Source organism: Rhizobium sp. 11_C7_N12_5 (assembly GCF_051811145.1).
Taxonomy (GTDB): Bacteria; Pseudomonadota; Alphaproteobacteria; order Rhizobiales; family Rhizobiaceae; genus Rhizobium; species Rhizobium lusitanum.
The window spans coordinates 663,441-679,636 of sequence record NZ_JBPWPY010000003.1 but is presented as its reverse complement, the minus strand read 5'-3'; the positions used below and the strand labels follow the sequence as shown (position 1 = coordinate 679,636).

Here is a 16,196-nt window from a genome sequence, read left to right as displayed (position 1 = left end):
GAGATTTGAGCGCCTGCGGTTCAGTTACAATCTTCTAGTTCAGACACGCCTATGTCATTGAGGAGGTGCAATCGCTCCTCGGGCGTGGCGGCCTCGATCGCAACGGCGCGCTCGACAAAATTGAGTAGGCGGGACATCGCTTCATCGGCAACCGTAGCTCTTAAGGGCTGGTCGTCATATGCATCGGCAAAGCGACCGGACAAATCTCCCAACAAACGTGCAAGCGCCGCATTGGTCGGCCTCGCATACCTGATTGAAAGAGACATATTTCGAAAATCCGAGAAAGTCCTGACACCACCCTTTTGGTCTTTCAGCCATTCCAGTAGTTCATGCATGATCGGTCTCCTTGATCTTCTTGAAAAAAGCTGCATGCGGGTCTGACCCGATTACGGGTGTTTCCTCCACCGTCTTGAATTGATTACGATAAAACCTCCACCAGCGCTTCGCGTATAACCGCGCACCCCACCATGAGGTCGTCGACCTCCATCGCTTCCCTGGGGTTGTGAGATCCCATCTCGTTGCGCACGAAGATCATGGCGGCGGGAATGCCGACATTCGCAAAGACTGCGGCATCGTGACCGGCGCCGCTTGCCATATCCATGCAAGCGATGTCCAGTTTTGCGGCAATGCGTTTCAGCCGTTCCACCCAATCGTCGCTCATTGCCGCGGATGCGACTTCAAGCTTGCGATCAAGGTCGAAGCGCACGCCCCACTCGCGCGCGACATTGCTGCATTCGGCAAGGAACAGCTGATAAAAGGCACCGAGTGTGGCTTCACTCTGGCTTCGCGCTTCAAATGAAAAGCTGACCTCACCTGGTATGCGCGCTATGGCATGCTCGCGTGGATCCGTCCCGAAGACGCCGGACGTGATGACAATGTCGTGGCCTTCCTCGAGCAGTTTGCGCCAATGCTGGTCGAGACGTGTGATGAGCTCGGCTGTTGCGAAGACGGCGTCATGACGCAGCCAGCGAGGAACCGTTCCTGAATGCCCGGCCTCGCCGATACATCTGATGGCGCGATGGCGGATGTTACCGCGGATACCGGTCACGATACCGATAGGAAGATTTCTTGCCGCCAGCACGGGACCTTGCTCGATATGGAGCTCGAGCCAACCGGTCATGCGCGCCAGCTCGATCAGTGGCTGTCCTAAGCGAATGCGGGCCACGTCGGCGCCGACATCGCGCATGCATTGCTCCAGCGTCTTTGCTCCGTTGCTTTCATGAGTGTCGAGCTCTATCGACTTGAGTTGGCCGACCAACGCGCTCGACCCCAGATATGCTTTGCCGAACCGGGCACTCTCTTCTCCACGAAGAGCAAACAGCTTGAGAGTCCGTTTTGGTAGAAATCCTTCGCGTTTTAGGCTGACCAAGGCGGCCAAGCCGGCAATCACGCCTGCGGCGCCGTCGAAGTTTCCTCCTTGTGGAACCGAATCAATGTGGGATCCGCAGGCCATGAAACCGAGCTGCGGTTGGGCCCCCTCCAATGTCACGACAAGATTTGCTCCAGCATCCCGCTCGCTCGCAAGGCCGTGCTTCATTGCCGCAGCTTCGATGATATCGAGCGCTGCCGTTTCCTGCGCGCTGTAAGCTTCCCGGGTTATGCCGGCGCCATCCCCCGTTGCGGCTCGAAGCGAGGCGAAAAGTTCCTCCACCATCTGATGTATGCTTCCAAATGTGTTTGGATCGCTCGGGACAAGGGCGCTTTTCTTGCTCATAGCGGATCCATCCGCCGTGTCTGACTTGTTTGGCTGTCATCCAGGACGAGACCGCCTATCAGGCTTGCGACACGATCAATCCCGCGCCTGGTGCAAAACGCCTGCATGTCATCCAAGATTTGTGTCATCGCATCGGGTCGCAAAAACGTTGCCGTTCCGACTTGCACGGCAGCAGCGCCCGCCAAGATATATTCGATGGCATCTTCGGCGCTGGTAACTCCTCCGCATCCGATCACGGGGATTCGTACCTTCTTGGCGCATTGGTACACCTGTCGCAGGATGATTGGCTTTACGGCAGGACCAGAAAGTCCTCCCAGGATGTTGCCCAGGCTTGGCTTGAAGCTCTTCACATCAATGGCCATCGACAGGATCGTGTTCGCAACAACGACGGCGTCGGCTCCTGCCTCTTCGGCTGCCTGCGCAACCGACGGGATGTCGCCAGTGTTGGGAGTAAGCTTGACCCAAAGGGGAAGGGTGGTCGCTTGTCGAAGAGCATCCGTGACCTTCCAGGTCGATGTCGGCTCCATTGCAAACGCCTTTCCGTCTTCCTCGATATTCGGACAGGATATGTTCGCTTCAATCGCCGCAACGCCCGGCACCGTGAGCTCTGCGGCAAGACTTGCAAATCCTTCGGCAGTCGGCGCAGAAATGCTGACGACAAGGGGTGGCTCGTAGCACCGGTAAAGCGGTATCACGTCGTTTAGAAAATGCTCCACCCCCATGGACGGTATGCCAATGGCGTTCAGCATTGCACCTTGGCGTTCGACAACTCTGGGCAGGGGATTGCCGGCTCTCAATTCGCGCGTAATGGTCTTGGTAACCAGCGCTCCGAGGCGATCGAAATCCACGGCCTTCGCCAATCCATCGGCAAAGGTACCCGACGCAGGCATGATCGGAGTGCGCAACCGCAGGCGGCCAATCTCGGTGGTTAGATCCACTGCATAGTGACTTGTCACAGCATGACCTCCTGCAGGTCAAATACCGGCCCTTCGGTACATATGCGGCGACTGACTATCTGGCTTTCGGCGTTGAAATCGCGAACGCAACAATAGCAATGCCCCAACCCGCATGCCATCTGCTCTTCCAGCGCTGCCTGCGCGGGTATGTCGAACTCCCTTGACAGGGCTTGCTGTATCCGCATGAGACGTGCCGAGCCACAGGTAAACAATGCGTCACAGCGAAGCCCGCGAATAAGCTCCCGCAAAATTTCTTCGACGGTTGTCGGATCGCTTGTCGATTGGGCGTCCGTTACCGTGATCACACTGGCGCCGAGGTTTCGCAGAACATCTTCGGAAACGATAAGATCTGGGTGGCGAGCGCTAAAGAGCGCTGTAACATTCGTGCCCTGACGTCTCGCGACCGAAGCGATAGGTACCAGCGTTGCCAGCCCGGCACCCCGTCCAACCAACACGATATTCCGCCAGGAACTGTCGATGGTAAAGCCAACTCCAAGTGGACCGACAATGTCGAGTGTGTCCCCGGATTTCAACATCGACAAGCCGCGGGTACCTGCACCGGTAACCTTATATAGGAATTCTACACGGCCGCGCTCCGGGTCGGCATGATAAAGGCTCATTGGCCGACGTAGAAACGGTTTTTCGTCCAGCGGCTGTGGGCATAGCAGCTGAAAGAATTGCCCGGGTCGGGCACCAGCTGTGATTTCCCCACATAGCGCAACCAGATGCCAGTACTCGGCGTTGACAGCGGTGTTCGATACGACTTCCGTTACATCCCTGGCGACTGTCGCATTCCAGGGGGCCTGATCGGCGGAAATGGTGGATTGGTGACAAATGTTCATCGGCTGAAGCCTGGATTCAGTTCAGTTCTGCGCCGCGACGCTCGGGAATGAGCGCGAGCAAGGCTGCAATATCGACAAGATACAGGGCGGCTAGAAATGCTATCGCTGTTTCGAAGCTATAGGCCGATGCCAATGCTCCAACGACGAGCGGCCCGAAGCCGCCGACACCGCGGCCGATATTGAATAGGACGTTTTGCGCGGTTGCACGGACGTGGGTCGGATACAGTTCGCTGATCAGGGCGCCGTAACCGCCAATCATTCCATTGACGAAGAAGCCCATGATCGCGCCGTTGATGAGGAGGGCGATCGGATCGGTAAGCTGAGAGTAAACCACGACCATAATCGATGCGCCGATCATATAGGTCAGGAATGTCGGCCTGCGCCCGATGCGATCTGCGATATGGCCAAATGAAAAGATTCCAACCGCCATGCCTGCGATCGTGACGGACGTCCAGATGGCAGATTGAGTAAGCGCAAATCCGAACCGGGAAGCCAGATAATTTGGCAACCAGATCATAACGCCGTAGTAGCAGAAGTTCTGAACTGAACAGAGCACGACCATTCCCGCGCTACGCTTAAGCGCCGACACATCGCACACCAACAGACCAATAGACGGACTTGCCTCACTTTTCCGCAATTCAAATATCTGAGGCTCATGAAGTGAATGTCTGATGAAATAAGCAGCGACAGCCGGAAATACTCCCAACAAAAACATCCCACGCCAACCAACGATTGGCAGTAAAGCCGGCGTCACGATCGCAGCGGCCAGGACGCCCAGTTGCCAACCCAGTCCCACATACGAAGAAGCACGGGCTCGCTTCGTCGCAGGCCAAGCTTCAGCGACGAGCGCCATGCCAATACCAAATTCGCCTCCCAGACCGAGGCCGGCGATTGTGCGGTAGGCTAACAGATCCCAATAGCCCTGAGAGACGGCACAAAGACCTGTGAAAACCGCGAATAATAAGATTGTCCAGGTGAGCACGCGTACACGCCCAATCCTGTCGGCGAGCACGCCAAATATGAAGCCGCCGATCACCGCGCCAATCAGCGTGGCAGTGACAAGAGAGGCGGCTTGAACCGGAGAGAGCGCCAGATCGGCGGAGATATTCTTGAGCATGAAGCCTAGGATCAAGAGATCAAAGCCATCCATGGCATAACCCAGTGCTGAGCCAAGGAGCGCTTTCTTTGCCTGAGACGTGACCTCAGCAAAGGGCGGTTCGATTTCCCCGGTAACGGCAATCTGCTCGCTGACCATTGACGTTCCCTTTTTTGTTCATTGGCCTGAATGCCTAACTATACATTTCAGCGTCTCCCTTGCAAGCAATTATCTCAATTTTGGGATTAATCTATAAAATAAGTGAATCCCCACTTATGTTTCGCCGTTTGAGAAAGGGTGTTGAGCCGGTCGCTTGACTTTACAAGAAAATATGTAAAAAGAGACTGTTTTTCATTTTTTAGACGACCAGCGCAAACCTGGCAATCATTGCACGGAGCACCCAATGCAGAGCTTATCCGCTATAGCCGATCGACAACATATCGCCAGACAAGCTGCAAGAATGCTGCTCGAGATAAAGGCAATTCACTTCTACGACGAAAAGCCGTTCTTCTTCACCTCGGGATGGGCGAGTCCGGTTTATATCGATTGCCGGAAGATCATCTCTTATCCGAGGTTGCGATCGGCACTAGTGGACTTTGCCGCAGCAACAATAGTCCGTGATATCGGCTATGAATCCTTGGATACTATCGCCGGTGGAGAGACGGCGGGTATTCCTTTTGCCGCTTGGATCTCTGATCGTCTGATGCTCCCGATGCAATATGTAAGAAAGAAAGCAAAGGGCTTTGGACGAAATGCTCAAATTGAAGGTGACATCGCCGTTGGAGCTCGCACGCTTTTGGTTGAAGATCTCGCGACGGACGGTCGGAGCAAAGTCAATTTCTGCGAGGCCCTGAGGAAGGCAGGAGTTCAAGTCGATCATTGCTTTGTCTTCTTCTACTATGACATCTTCCCGAACAGCCGGGAGCTCATGTCTGAATTGAACATCAATCTGCACTATCTTACTACCTGGTGGGATGTGTTGGCCGCTGCTAAAGAGACAGGGCATTTCAAGGCTGCCGTTCTCGATGAAGTTGAGAGCTTTTTGAATGAGCCCTCAAAATGGTCAGCTGCTCATGGTGGAATCGCCGAGTTTGCGACTGCCGGTTAGCAAAGGAAAGCCCGCTGGCTGCCCAAGCTGCTCCTAGACAGAAAACGCACGTCGCGCCCGTTGACGGACAGTTTGTACAGCGGGCCAAGAAGGATTTGGCTTTCCGCTCTCGAGCGAAGCCCTGCAGGTTTCCAACGGCATGACTGACCAGTTTTGACGACACGTCCTAAAGGGCGATGTGCGGCAGACTTTATCCTAATCCTAAGAGATCCTAAGAGCGCTTCGCCCCAGGCTGCGGCCTCAACCGGTTCCATGTTGGATATATTGAAGCAATTATGATACGAATCTCATCTTTGAGATTCAAGTTGCGTCGGTGAAGGTTTTGTGAAAGCTTTGCCTCTTTCTTAGATGGGAAGGCGGCAGAGCGGCTGCTGATCGTCGAAAGGCTTATGGCTTTTCCTGTATCTGATACATGGAGTTTTCGGGTGGTGCAGTCGGAGCGGATGATCGATATTGCGGGTGTTCACAAGACATTCGTCGCGGACCATGGGACGGTGACGGCTCTGGAGCCGCTCAGCATTACCATCAAGGAAGGCGAGTTCATTGCAATCGTCGGACCCTCCGGCTGCGGAAAGTCAACCTTGCTGCGCCTCATCTCCGGCCTTGATCAGTCGAGTGGTGGCACGATCACGCTTGATACGGCCGGCCGTAAGCGTCCCGTCGGCTTTGTTTTCCAGGAGCCGGTTTTGCTGCCGTGGAAGACGACCCTCGAAAACGTTCGCTTTCCGCTCGATACCGCCAACGTCAGCCGCCTCGAAGCTGACAGGAAGGCGCTTGACCTTATCAAGATGGTTGGGCTGGCCGGCTTCGAAAATGCCCTGCCGCGCCAGCTCTCCGGGGGCATGCGCCAACGTACTGCAATCGCCCGTTCGCTTTCCGACGACCCACAGATTCTTCTTATGGACGAACCGTTTTCTGCCGTCGACCTTTTGACCCGCGACACGCTGAACGATGAATTGTTGCGCATTTGGCAATCGACCGGCAAGACCATCCTGCTCGTCACCCACAGTGTCGAGGAAGCCGCCTATCTCGCTGACCGGGTAATGGTAATGACCGCTCGCCCCGGCAAACTGAAATGCGTTCATGATGTCACTCTCGCCCGTCCGCGCGGTGAGGAGACGAAGCTCGATCCGGCCTATCACGCACTCGTCGCCCAGCTCCGCCGCGATCTAAGGACGCCAGGTGGGGAGAGGAGCTGATGGTCAAGCGCCTTATCGCGTGGATTGATTATTCGCTGGCACTTGTCGCGCTTCTGGTTGCCTGGTGGTTCGCAACTGGCCCGATGGCGATGCCGACCTATCTCCTCCCGTCACCATTGCGCACTTGGAACGCGCTGGCGGGCATCGCGGTGACCGGTGAGCTCTGGCTGCATCTCGGTTTCACGCTACAGAACATCATTCTCGGCCTTGTACTTGGCTCCGTGGCGGGAATCGCGCTGGCTTATGTGATGACCCGCTTTCAGAAGCTGGCGGTCTGGCTCGATGGTCCGCTCGTCATTCTCCAAACGGCACCGAAGATCGCGCTCGCGCCACTCTTCGTCGTGTGGTTCGGATTCGGTGTCCTATCCAAGGTCATCCTGATCTTCTCACTGGTCTTCTTTCCGGTTTTCATCGGCGCTTGCGCCGGCTTCCGGGCGCTTGATCCGAAGATGAAGGATTTAGCCAAACTGTTGGGCCTCGGCAACCTCCAGCGGTTCCGCCAGATCGAGCTGCCTGCCGCAATGCCAGAAATCTTCGTCGGCCTAAAGATCGGCGCGGTGCAGGCTCTGGTCGGCGCAGTCCTTGCGGAGTGGATGTCCGGCAAACTCGGCCTCGGCTACCTGATGACCTATGCCGGGGCGACTTACAAGACGCCGCTGCTGTTCGCGGCCGTTCTGTTGACGACTTTCCTCGGACAACTCATGCATGTCGCATTGAGCATTCTCGAAAATCGACTACTCTACTGGAAGGGCGTGAAAAAATGAGCATGACCAGCGCCGCCTTCCCTTGGGAGAATGGGCGGCCGCCGCATCTTCCATGCGGTACCGGTGATATCGCCGAGAATGTCCTCACCCCCGGTGATCCCGATCGCGTGCGACTGCTGGCCGACATGTTGGAAGAGGTGACGGATTTCGGCCGCAAGCGGGAATTCGCCGTTATCACCGGCATCTATGAGGGCCAGCGGTTGACGATCTGCTCAACCGGTATCGGTGGCCCATCAACCGAGATCGCTTTGGTGGAACTCGCCATGCTCGGCGCCAAGCGTGTTGTACGGATCGGCGGGATGTCCTCCTTGGTAGCGGAATATGCGCCCGGCTCTTTCGTGGCGGTAGATCGCGCCCTTGGCGATACCGGCACAGCCCGCACATACCGCGCGGTGGGTGGTGAGGCGAAAGCTTCCTCTCGTATCGTCGCCGGTCTTGTCGGTGCTGCAACAGAACTTGGCCTCACCTGTCGACCGGGCGTGGTTGCGTCCACGGACAGCTATTATTTCGGCCAGGACCGCCGCTATCGCCCCGTTGATGACGGGCAGGACCTGTCCGCCAATTTCATTGGACGCTTCCAGGCTGAGGGTGCCATCGGCGTCGAGATGGAGAGCGAGATCACTATGACCGTCGGCGGAGCCATTGGCCTTGAAACCGGCTGCCTACTTGGTGTCCATGGGAATCGTGCCACCGACAGCTGGCTCGACGACTATGAGGCAACCCAGCGCAACCTTCTGCGCATTGCAGGAAGGCTATTTTCCTCCACAGAATGGGAACTCAGGGGATAACAACAATGATCCAGTTTCGCGCGACGACTGTGGCAAGTCTCATTGCCCTCAGTGCCTCGCCCCTATTTGCTATCACCGCCGAAGCAGCTGACAAGGTCGTGCTGCAGATCGACGGTGCCGCAGCACCCTTCTACGCACCGCTTTATGCTGGCGTAGAGAAGGGCATTTTTGAAAAGAACGGCATCGAGGTCGAATTCATCTATGCCGCCGCCGCCGACATCCTGACCAATATCGCAGCCGGCAACGTCGATTTCGGCTTCCCGAACGGTGACGCCGTCATTGCCGCTGCCGCCAACGGTCTGCCGGTCAAGGTGGTCCACACCACTTACCAGCGCGGCATTGGCGCTCTGCTCGCCAAAGAATCGAGTGGGATCAAGTCCTACAAGGACCTGAAGGGCAAGAAGATTGCCGTCACCAGCCTGGCCAGCCCGAACTACCTGCAACTTCAGGTCGGCCTGCAACAAGCGGGTCTGAAGCTCGATGACGTATCCGTCGAAGTCGTCGCTACTGGTGCCATCATCCCGGCGCTAAAGGCTGAGCAAGTCGATGCCATCGTATTCTCGGAACTGCGCAAGTACAATCTGGAAGCTGACGGCACCAAGGTGACCATGATCTTGTCGAATGGCTTCCTGCCGTCCTTCGGCAACGTGGTCGTTACCAGTGACAAGAAGCTTGCGCAGAACGCCGACGTCGTGAAACGCTTCACCACTGCGGTCACGCAGTCCTATCAATGGGTCATCGATGGTCACACTTCGGAGGCGCTGGACATCACGTTCAGCAAGTACACGCCGACCTGGCCGAAGGACCAGAAGGGAATTCTGACGACCGCTTTCGAGCAAACTTTCATCCCATCCGTCTGGCAAAGCCCGCTCACCCAGCAAAAAGGCCTCGGTGCGGCCGATATGGGCGGCTGGCAGAAGAGCGCCGACATACTGGCGCAGTACAAGGTGATCGACAGCGCCCCGAAGGCCGCCGATTTCGTCGTCGATCCTTCAACCATCGGTCAATAAGCATGATTCTGCGCGGCATAGCGGGTCTGATCGTGACCCTTGTTCTTTGGACGGCGATCGTTTTTATCTTCAATGTCCCAGCCTTTCTCTTGCCGGGACCCGCCGAGGTGTTCGAACGCGTCGCCTTCCTGTTCGAGAACGCCAAGCTCGCCCGGCATATCTGGGTAACACTGTCGGAAATCGTCGCGGGTTTCATCATCGGAGCCGTCGCCGGCATTTTTGCTGGCGTCGTTTTCTCACGCCTGCCCCGTGTCGAACGCTTTGCCACACCGTTGATCCTGCTTCTGCAGACCGCTCCGAAAATCGCGATCGCGCCACTCCTTCTTCTTTGGCTCGGCATTGGCCCGGCGCCGAAAATTGTGCTGATCGCGATCGTCACTTTCTTCCCCGTCATGACGGGGATGGTCACCGGGCTACGCTACGGGGAGGGGAGCTTCCGCGATCTCGCCTCGGTGCTGAAGCTCGGTCCCTGGCAACGCTTTCGGCATATCGAGCTGCCCTCAGCGCTCCCTTCCGTACTTGCCGGCATGGCGGTCGCCACGACGCTTGCCATGACCGCCGCCGTCATCGGCGAGCTGATCGGTGCCAACGAGGGTATCGGTTACCTTCTTTCCTCGGGCCAGGAAAACAGCGACACGGCGGCCGTCATCGGTATGGTCATGCTGCTGTCGGCGATCGGCTGGGCCTTTTACGAAGTCATTGAGTTAATCCGCCGTCGTTCGCTTGGCCGCTTCCAGCTTTCGTGAGATCGAGCCCATGGCACGCGTCTTCCTCTGCGTTCTCGATTCCGTCGGCTGCGGCGGCGCTCCTGACGCGGCACGATATGGCGACGAGGGCTTTAACACGCTTTTTCATGTCGCCGAGGCCTGCGCAGCGGGCCGCGCGGAAGATTGTAGGAGCGGTCCACTGAGCCTGCCGAACCTCGACGCGTTGGGGACTGGGTGCAGCAATTGGTCTGCGGGTAGCGTCGGATTAACGTGTCTGTGGTGAACGGGTTGGTATTGGTGGCAATGACCGAAATCTCTCCTGCTCATTTCAGACGCCACCGTTTTCCCGCCGAGATCATCGCCTATGCGGTCTGGCTCTATTACCGGTTTCCACTCAGCTTTCGAGACGTCGAAGATCTGCTGGCCGAGCGCGGCATTGAGGTCTCGTTTCAGACCGTCTCGGAATGGGCTGCGAAGTTCGGCCTCAAATTCGCTCATCAGCTTCGTCGACGGTCCCGCGGTCAATTTGCTGATAAATGGCAGCTCGACGAAATGGTGGTGACGATCAAGGGGAAGAAATTCTGGCTGTGGCGGGCAGTCGATGTAAACGGTTACGTCCTCGACGCCCTGCTGCAAAGCCGGAGAAACAAGCGAGCCGCCCTCCGGCTGATGCGCAAACTGCTCAAGGGTCAGGGTACCACCCCACGGGTTATGATCACCGACAAGCTGCGGTCCTACTCTGCCGCCAAGTCCGAATTGATGCCGGGCGTCGAGCATCGGTCACATAAGGGCATCAACAACCGCGCCGAGAATTCACATCTTCCCGTGCGACGACGGGAACGGCGCATGATGCGCTTCAAGTCGGCGCGGCAATGCCAGCGTTTCATTTCAACCCACGGCCAGATCGCCAATCTCTTTCTTCTTCACCGCAAACACCTGACCGCAGCAGATCACCGCCAGCTTCGCTCCAACGCCAACGCAACATGGCGGCAGATCACTATGTTAATCAACGCGTGAAGGCTGACACGATGCCAGACGCGCACCCTGTCCCAGCTTAAGGCGACGCCCCCTTTCGGGCAGCTTCTCCGGCGTTTTTACCTGCAAGGAGAGCTTCGTGACCGGCTCGAACAGTTTCGCGCAGTCCAATTCCGTCAGGACGCCGCGCCCCTCGCCGGGCAATGGAATGTCGATTGTCAGCAGGATCACGGGCACCGACGATCCGTTCGATTCCGCCACAGGTGGCAATGAATACATCGCGCCCGCGCCCGACGGGCATTCGAACACGCCCGGCTTGTTGGTGAATCGTCCATAAGCATCGGCCATGAAGCCTGCGGATCGCTCGTCGCGGGCCATCACATGGCGAATTTTGTCTTCGTGGTGCTGGAGTGCTTCATAGAGCGGTACGTTGGTATCCCCCGGCACGCCAAAGATCGTGTCAACGCCGTATCCGATGAGCATATCTACTAGAATATCCGCGCCGCGCATTCGTTTCTCCTGTCTTTCGCTGACATCAGGAGAATAATGAAAGAGAGATGTGCCGGGGACCGGCAAATCGACGGTTGGAATCGCCTAGGCCGTCGATTTGGCGGCCATTACCGTCGAACATCGATAGCTCGACCTGTTCGGCCTTGCCGATAGCGTGCAGCTTTCAGGCTGCGGATTGGTGGCGGTGATGAAATCGCGTGTGGGCTCTTCGCGTTGCCCCAGTCATCGTATCCAAGACAGCAGGTGGCTGTGAAGGTCCACGAGATCTAATTGCTGGATCTTCGGATTAATAAGATGAAGGTGAAGTCAGGGAATTTTCAAGAGATTTGCGGCTGACCAATGGCAGCCACTATGGGGCTGTGAGTTCGGTTCCAGTCAAGACCACCTAAGTACTTTTTGTCTGATGGACATAATGGACGAGGCGGCGCGGCTCGCTGCTCTGTCGGATTGCTAGTTCATTTTCCGATTGGAGATTCTCATTTGTGGATCGGCGCCGATTTCAAAGCTATGCGATCGTTGGCCAGAGTTGCACGCTCATAGTATTTTTATTGCTCATCCGGTGAGCTTTAGAAGCCGTTCGATTGCGCCGCCATCAAGCCCTCCGACACCTTCGCGAATATCAGCGTCAATTGCCCGGGCGACAGCCTCCTCGTCACGTTGTCGCAATGCCTCAATCGCCTCTTGATGGCGATCAACAAGATAGAATTCTGCAACATGCTCCATAGCTATTCCAAGTAAAGGTCCAAGCTGAAGCCACAAGCTCTCTATCATCGGCATCGCGAGTTGCGCAGGATTTGCCATATAAATGCGTCGATGAAACTCCTGGTTGGCAATAAGTGCTCCAGCCTTGTCTCCGACGGAAATTGCAGCCTCTATGGCATCATCCAACACAACCAGCTGGTCGATCTGCAGCTCCGAAAGGTGCATGACCGCTCTTCGTGCTGCGTGACTTTCCAGCGCGATGCGCAGGGAAATGAGTTCCTCGAAACGCGCTGGCGTCGTTCTTGGGACGACGATCCGGCGGTTTTCCAAAAGATGCAAAGCGCCAACTGAAGTTAACTGTCTCAGTGCCTCCCTAACCGGCGTTGGGCTGCTGTCTAAAATATCGGCTAGCCCGCGGATGGTAAGTGATGTGCCTGGTTTGAATGCTCCCACCATGATAGCCTGTCTGAGCCGCTCAAAAACATACTCTTGGGTTGTCATGCCCGCAGGTCTTTCAAAGGCTGGCATGTCTGGTTGTTTCAACGGGAGCAACTCCTTCGCTCGGTGGGCTGACTTCAGGTAGTGGAGCTTCACTTCACTATTGGAATCATATCGACATTGACGTTATGTGATCACAATTTGTTCGTTGCATAACTCTTTGAAGTTGAGTTGTCGAGGCCGTCTGATTGCGTCGAAAAACGCTTGGAACCTCCACAAAATCCCGCCGCCGGAATCCCATTCCACCGATCATAAAGAACGACTCAGTGCCCTAGCATTACAGTTGCATTTTTGCTTTCAAATGCGCTCGTCGAGCGGCAGCCTGATGGGCGCGCCTCCAGCATGACCACGCGATGACGTAGGCGGGCTTTATGCGACGCTGGGCAAGCCTTGTGGCGATGCGCCGGACTTCCTGGATAGACCAGCGGATTAAATCCTGATGGGCGGCATCCGCGGTCTTTTTTGGGGCGTCACGTCATTGGCGCGATACCGGATCACCGCCATCATGGCGAAGGCGAGCATGACCAGGGAGACGTGGCGATGCCAGCCATGCCATGACCGGGTTTCGTTGTGATCGAGTCCGAGCTCGTTCTTGGCGGTCTCGAAGCTATCTTCGATGGCCCAGCGATGGCCTTCAACGGAAACGAGCGTCTGGATGCCCGTTCCGGCCGGGCACCATGTGGTGAAGAATGCGAGATCGCCGTCGCTGATATTGCGCCGGATCAGGAGGCCACGGGTCCAAAGGCCCGTTTCCGTCTCGTTATATTCGTCGGCATGGAGATCGGCGAGTTCGCAGTAGGCCCAGTCATGAAGCCGCGCGCCTTTGGTGCCATCACCGGCGGAAAGACGCTGCCATGCTTTTGGATCGAGGTCACGGGCGATCTCCTGAGCTGTGCCGGCGACCGGAGGCTTGCCCGACCAGGAGCCGAAATGGTGGTCCGATTTAACCCCAAGAACGTAGCCTTTGCAGGCTCCGCGCAGGGTCCCTTCAACGTCCCCGACGCCATAGACCGCATCTGCAGCCACCCATGAAAACGGCACATCGGCTGCCAGCGCACGCCGTATCATATCGACAGCCAGGCCTGGCTTGGTAGCGAAGGCTATAGCCTCAGGAACATGGGTGGCTGCAAGCCTTGCCGGATCACCGGTCCAGCTCTTGGGCAAGTACAGGGCTCGATCGATAAAGGCATGACCGCGAACGGACACATAGGCGGCGAACACACCGATCTGGCAGTTCGCTATCTTGCCTGCCGAACCTGTATATTGACGCGAAACACCGCACGATGTCTTGCCCTGCTTGAGGAAGCCCGTCTCATCGATGACCAGGACCGCATCATCGGCGGCGAGGTTTTCCACAACATACTCTCGCACGATGTCGCGAAGTCCATCCGCGTCCCAGCGTCCGCGACCCAAAATGGCTTGCTGCCGCCACGGACCGGGATCCCCGGCCGCCTCAGCGCGCATCCAACCTGTCTTTCGCCGCTCGTCACCCAGCAAGCCGTCCAGGAAAAGGTTCGCGGATGCTGCAACTCGCTCCTGCGTAAACAGTCGCCGCATACGAGCCTTGACGTCACGCAGCGACGATGCCCAAAGTTCCAGCGTCGTCTCGATTGATGCACCCATCATCCATGACCTCCGAATCATGGAGACCCATAGATTCAGAGTTTATAGAAATATGCAACTGTAATGCTAGGTCACATACCCATAAAATAGTTTTTGTTTTTAATGGATTGTGATTCACTGCTTCCGTTGATTTGGAGGCAGTGATGGCTCGCTTTGATTTGACGGATTTCGAATGGTCGGTGATTGAACCGCTTCTTCCAACGAAGGTACGCGGCAAGGCGAGGGTTGATGATCGGCGGGTGCTGAATGGTATCTTCTGGCGACTGAGAACGGGTGCGCCCTGGGCGGATATCCCGGCTCGATATGGTCCCTATACCACCTGCGTAAATCGCTTCAACCGGTGGCGCCATGCTGGGCACTGGGAGCGTATTCTCAACGCAATATCAGAAGCTTACGATGGCGACATCCAGATGATCGACAGCTCGTCAATCCGCGTACATCAACATGCTGCCAACGGCCAAAAAAAGAAGAGCGATCCGGTTGCATGGGTCGCTCGCGTGGCGGACTGACAACCAAAATCCATGCACTTGTCGATGCTGATGGCCGTCCAATCTTGCTGAAGCTGACGCCAGGCCAAGCGCATGATGGACGTTCGGCTGCCGATATGTTCGAGACTGTTCGGGCCGGAAATATCCTGCTGGCTGATCGTGCCTACGACAGCGACGCGTTGCGCCAAAACCTCAAAACCCGTGGCGCATGGGGATGTATTCGCCCTATGCCAAACAGGGTCAATATTCCCGTCTTCAGCCCATGGCTCTACAAACAGCGCAACGCGGTCGAGCGGTTCTTCAACAAACTCAAACACTTCAGAGCAGTCGCAACCCGATACGACAAACGCGACGACAACTTCCTCGCATCCGTCCAGCTAGCCTCAATTCGAATTTGGCTCCGATCTTATGAGTCGGTCACCTAGACCTCAGCGCGGTTGTGCTTGCGATGCGGAGACAATTTGTTTGGACAAACTTGCGAAGTAGTCCTGCTGCCTCGGGTGCCTCTCGCACGGCATCAAGCAGTTCGTCTGGGTCTTTTCCTTCCTGGCGGAGAGCATCGGCCCTGAACTTGATAATTGCCGAAGAAGTTTCCGACGTGAACTCCGGATGAAATTGGGCTGATATCGCTCGAGGGCCAAATCGAACAATTTGGTGGGGATCATGATCTGATGCCGCGAGAGAATACGCACCCGGGGGCAGATCGATGATCGTCTGCATGTGGGTCAGATGTGCCTGGAATTGCTGAGGCAAACCGCTTAGCAGCACGTCCACCGGCGCGTCCGGCAGCAGGCGTATTGTATGGCACCCGATTTCGCGGCCCTGAGGATGATATTCCACTCGCCCGCCAAGTGCATGCGCCATGAGTTGATGTCCGTAGCATACGCCAAAAAGCGGCATCTCTAGCGCCATCGCATCGCGGATCCATGCAGCTGTAGCTTCACTCCAGGGTTCGCGGTCGGTCACCATGGACCACGATCCCGTAATGACAGCAATCCGGCTTGGATCGGGTTTCGGCAGCCCGTCGCCGTCGAATACACGTACGACCTCAATGCTGTCTGTCGCTCTGCCGAGGGCATGGCAATACCAGTCGGGCAAGTCGCCCAGCGGAATGCGGATTTCATCCGGAGGGGTGCCTGTCTGAATAAGGATGAGGTCGGGACCGTCTGCGAGCATATGCAAATTCCTGAATTGTTGTGAGCGCTCAGCTTGACGG

Annotated in this window: 17 protein-coding genes and 1 pseudogene; 9 read left to right on the top strand and 9 right to left on the bottom strand. The window is 56.6% G+C overall.

Annotated features, from left to right (window positions below; genetic code table 11):
* Positions 1 to 20: 20 nt before the first annotated feature.
* From AB8B29_RS32620 to AB8B29_RS32600, 5 genes are all read right to left on the bottom strand, one after another.
* A complete protein-coding gene (locus AB8B29_RS32620) occupies positions 21 to 335 on the bottom strand; it encodes a hypothetical protein (RefSeq protein WP_037197848.1) in 315 nt (104 codons plus the stop codon).
* A gap of 83 nt (positions 336 to 418) precedes the next feature.
* Positions 419 to 1,654 (bottom strand): Zn-dependent hydrolase, encoded by a 1,236-nt coding sequence (locus AB8B29_RS32615; protein ID WP_037197939.1) that lies wholly within the window; start codon positions 1,652 to 1,654, stop codon positions 419 to 421.
* A 56-nt stretch (positions 1,655 to 1,710) separates the two neighbouring features.
* Positions 1,711 to 2,670, bottom strand: a complete 960-nt coding sequence (locus tag AB8B29_RS32610) for a dihydroorotate dehydrogenase (protein WP_245297647.1) — start codon at positions 2,668 to 2,670, stop codon at positions 1,711 to 1,713.
* A complete protein-coding gene (locus AB8B29_RS32605; protein ID WP_037197844.1) occupies positions 2,667 to 3,512 on the bottom strand; it encodes a dihydroorotate dehydrogenase electron transfer subunit in 846 nt (281 codons plus the stop codon). The genes AB8B29_RS32610 and AB8B29_RS32605 overlap by 4 nt, the downstream gene beginning before the upstream one ends.
* A 16-nt stretch (positions 3,513 to 3,528) precedes the next feature.
* Positions 3,529 to 4,767: an MFS transporter gene (locus AB8B29_RS32600; protein ID WP_051963669.1), complete on the bottom strand. Its 1,239-nt coding sequence runs from the start codon at positions 4,765 to 4,767 to the stop codon at positions 3,529 to 3,531.
* Between the two features lie 244 nt (positions 4,768 to 5,011).
* Here AB8B29_RS32600 and AB8B29_RS32595 point away from each other — a divergent pair, with 244 nt between their 5' ends.
* From AB8B29_RS32595 to AB8B29_RS32560, 8 genes and pseudogenes are all read left to right on the top strand, one after another.
* Complete coding sequence (locus tag AB8B29_RS32595) at positions 5,012 to 5,716, top strand: orotate phosphoribosyltransferase (RefSeq protein WP_037197843.1); 705 nt, start codon at positions 5,012 to 5,014, stop codon at positions 5,714 to 5,716.
* A gap of 389 nt (positions 5,717 to 6,105) precedes the next feature.
* On the top strand, positions 6,106 to 6,915 hold the full coding sequence (locus tag AB8B29_RS32590) for an ABC transporter ATP-binding protein (RefSeq protein WP_081938752.1): 810 nt from the start codon (positions 6,106 to 6,108) through the stop codon (positions 6,913 to 6,915).
* Positions 6,915 to 7,679, top strand: a complete 765-nt coding sequence (locus tag AB8B29_RS32585) for an ABC transporter permease (protein ID WP_092577091.1) — start codon at positions 6,915 to 6,917, stop codon at positions 7,677 to 7,679. The genes AB8B29_RS32590 and AB8B29_RS32585 overlap by 1 nt, the downstream gene beginning before the upstream one ends.
* On the top strand, positions 7,676 to 8,467 hold the full coding sequence (locus AB8B29_RS32580) for a nucleoside phosphorylase (protein ID WP_051963666.1): 792 nt from the start codon (positions 7,676 to 7,678) through the stop codon (positions 8,465 to 8,467). The genes AB8B29_RS32585 and AB8B29_RS32580 overlap by 4 nt, the downstream gene beginning before the upstream one ends.
* A gap of 5 nt (positions 8,468 to 8,472) precedes the next feature.
* Positions 8,473 to 9,477, top strand: a complete 1,005-nt coding sequence (locus AB8B29_RS32575; RefSeq protein WP_092577089.1) for an ABC transporter substrate-binding protein — start codon at positions 8,473 to 8,475, stop codon at positions 9,475 to 9,477.
* Between the two features lie 32 nt (positions 9,478 to 9,509).
* Entirely contained in the window at positions 9,510 to 10,223 is a 714-nt protein-coding gene (locus AB8B29_RS32570) for an ABC transporter permease (RefSeq protein WP_245297645.1), read from the top strand.
* A gap of 10 nt (positions 10,224 to 10,233) precedes the next feature.
* Positions 10,234 to 10,419: pseudogene (locus tag AB8B29_RS32565) on the top strand (phosphopentomutase); the annotation flags it as partial.
* 68 nt (positions 10,420 to 10,487) lie between these two features.
* The gene (locus tag AB8B29_RS32560; protein WP_037197833.1) at positions 10,488 to 11,201 is read left to right on the top strand and encodes an IS6 family transposase; all 714 of its coding nucleotides are present in this window, start codon (positions 10,488 to 10,490) and stop codon (positions 11,199 to 11,201) included.
* Here AB8B29_RS32560 and AB8B29_RS32555 read toward each other — a convergent pair.
* The 3 genes from AB8B29_RS32555 to AB8B29_RS32545 all read right to left on the bottom strand — a co-directional run bounded on the left by AB8B29_RS32555 (position 11,187) and on the right by AB8B29_RS32545 (position 14,513).
* On the bottom strand, positions 11,187 to 11,669 hold the full coding sequence (locus AB8B29_RS32555; protein WP_245297644.1) for a thiamine pyrophosphate-binding protein: 483 nt from the start codon (positions 11,667 to 11,669) through the stop codon (positions 11,187 to 11,189). The two genes, AB8B29_RS32560 and AB8B29_RS32555, sit on opposite strands and share 15 nt — an antisense overlap.
* 552 nt (positions 11,670 to 12,221) lie before the next feature.
* Positions 12,222 to 12,899, bottom strand: a complete 678-nt coding sequence (locus AB8B29_RS32550) for a GntR family transcriptional regulator (RefSeq protein WP_425350053.1) — start codon at positions 12,897 to 12,899, stop codon at positions 12,222 to 12,224.
* A gap of 399 nt (positions 12,900 to 13,298) precedes the next feature.
* Positions 13,299 to 14,513 (bottom strand): IS701 family transposase, encoded by a 1,215-nt coding sequence (locus AB8B29_RS32545; RefSeq protein ID WP_439006094.1) that lies wholly within the window; start codon positions 14,511 to 14,513, stop codon positions 13,299 to 13,301.
* Positions 14,514 to 14,635: 122 nt separating this feature from the next.
* Here AB8B29_RS32545 and AB8B29_RS32540 point away from each other — a divergent pair.
* Positions 14,636 to 15,405 (top strand): IS5 family transposase gene (locus AB8B29_RS32540; protein WP_423742918.1). Its coding sequence is split into 2 segments (ribosomal slippage): positions 14,636 to 14,975 and positions 14,975 to 15,405, totalling 771 coding nucleotides; the frame shifts between segments, so codons are not numbered across the junction.
* Here the strand turns inward: AB8B29_RS32540 and AB8B29_RS32535 are convergent.
* Complete coding sequence (locus AB8B29_RS32535) at positions 15,398 to 16,156, bottom strand: glutamine amidotransferase (protein WP_092575589.1); 759 nt, start codon at positions 16,154 to 16,156, stop codon at positions 15,398 to 15,400. The genes AB8B29_RS32540 and AB8B29_RS32535 overlap by 8 nt on opposite strands.
* Positions 16,157 to 16,196 lie beyond the last annotated feature (40 nt).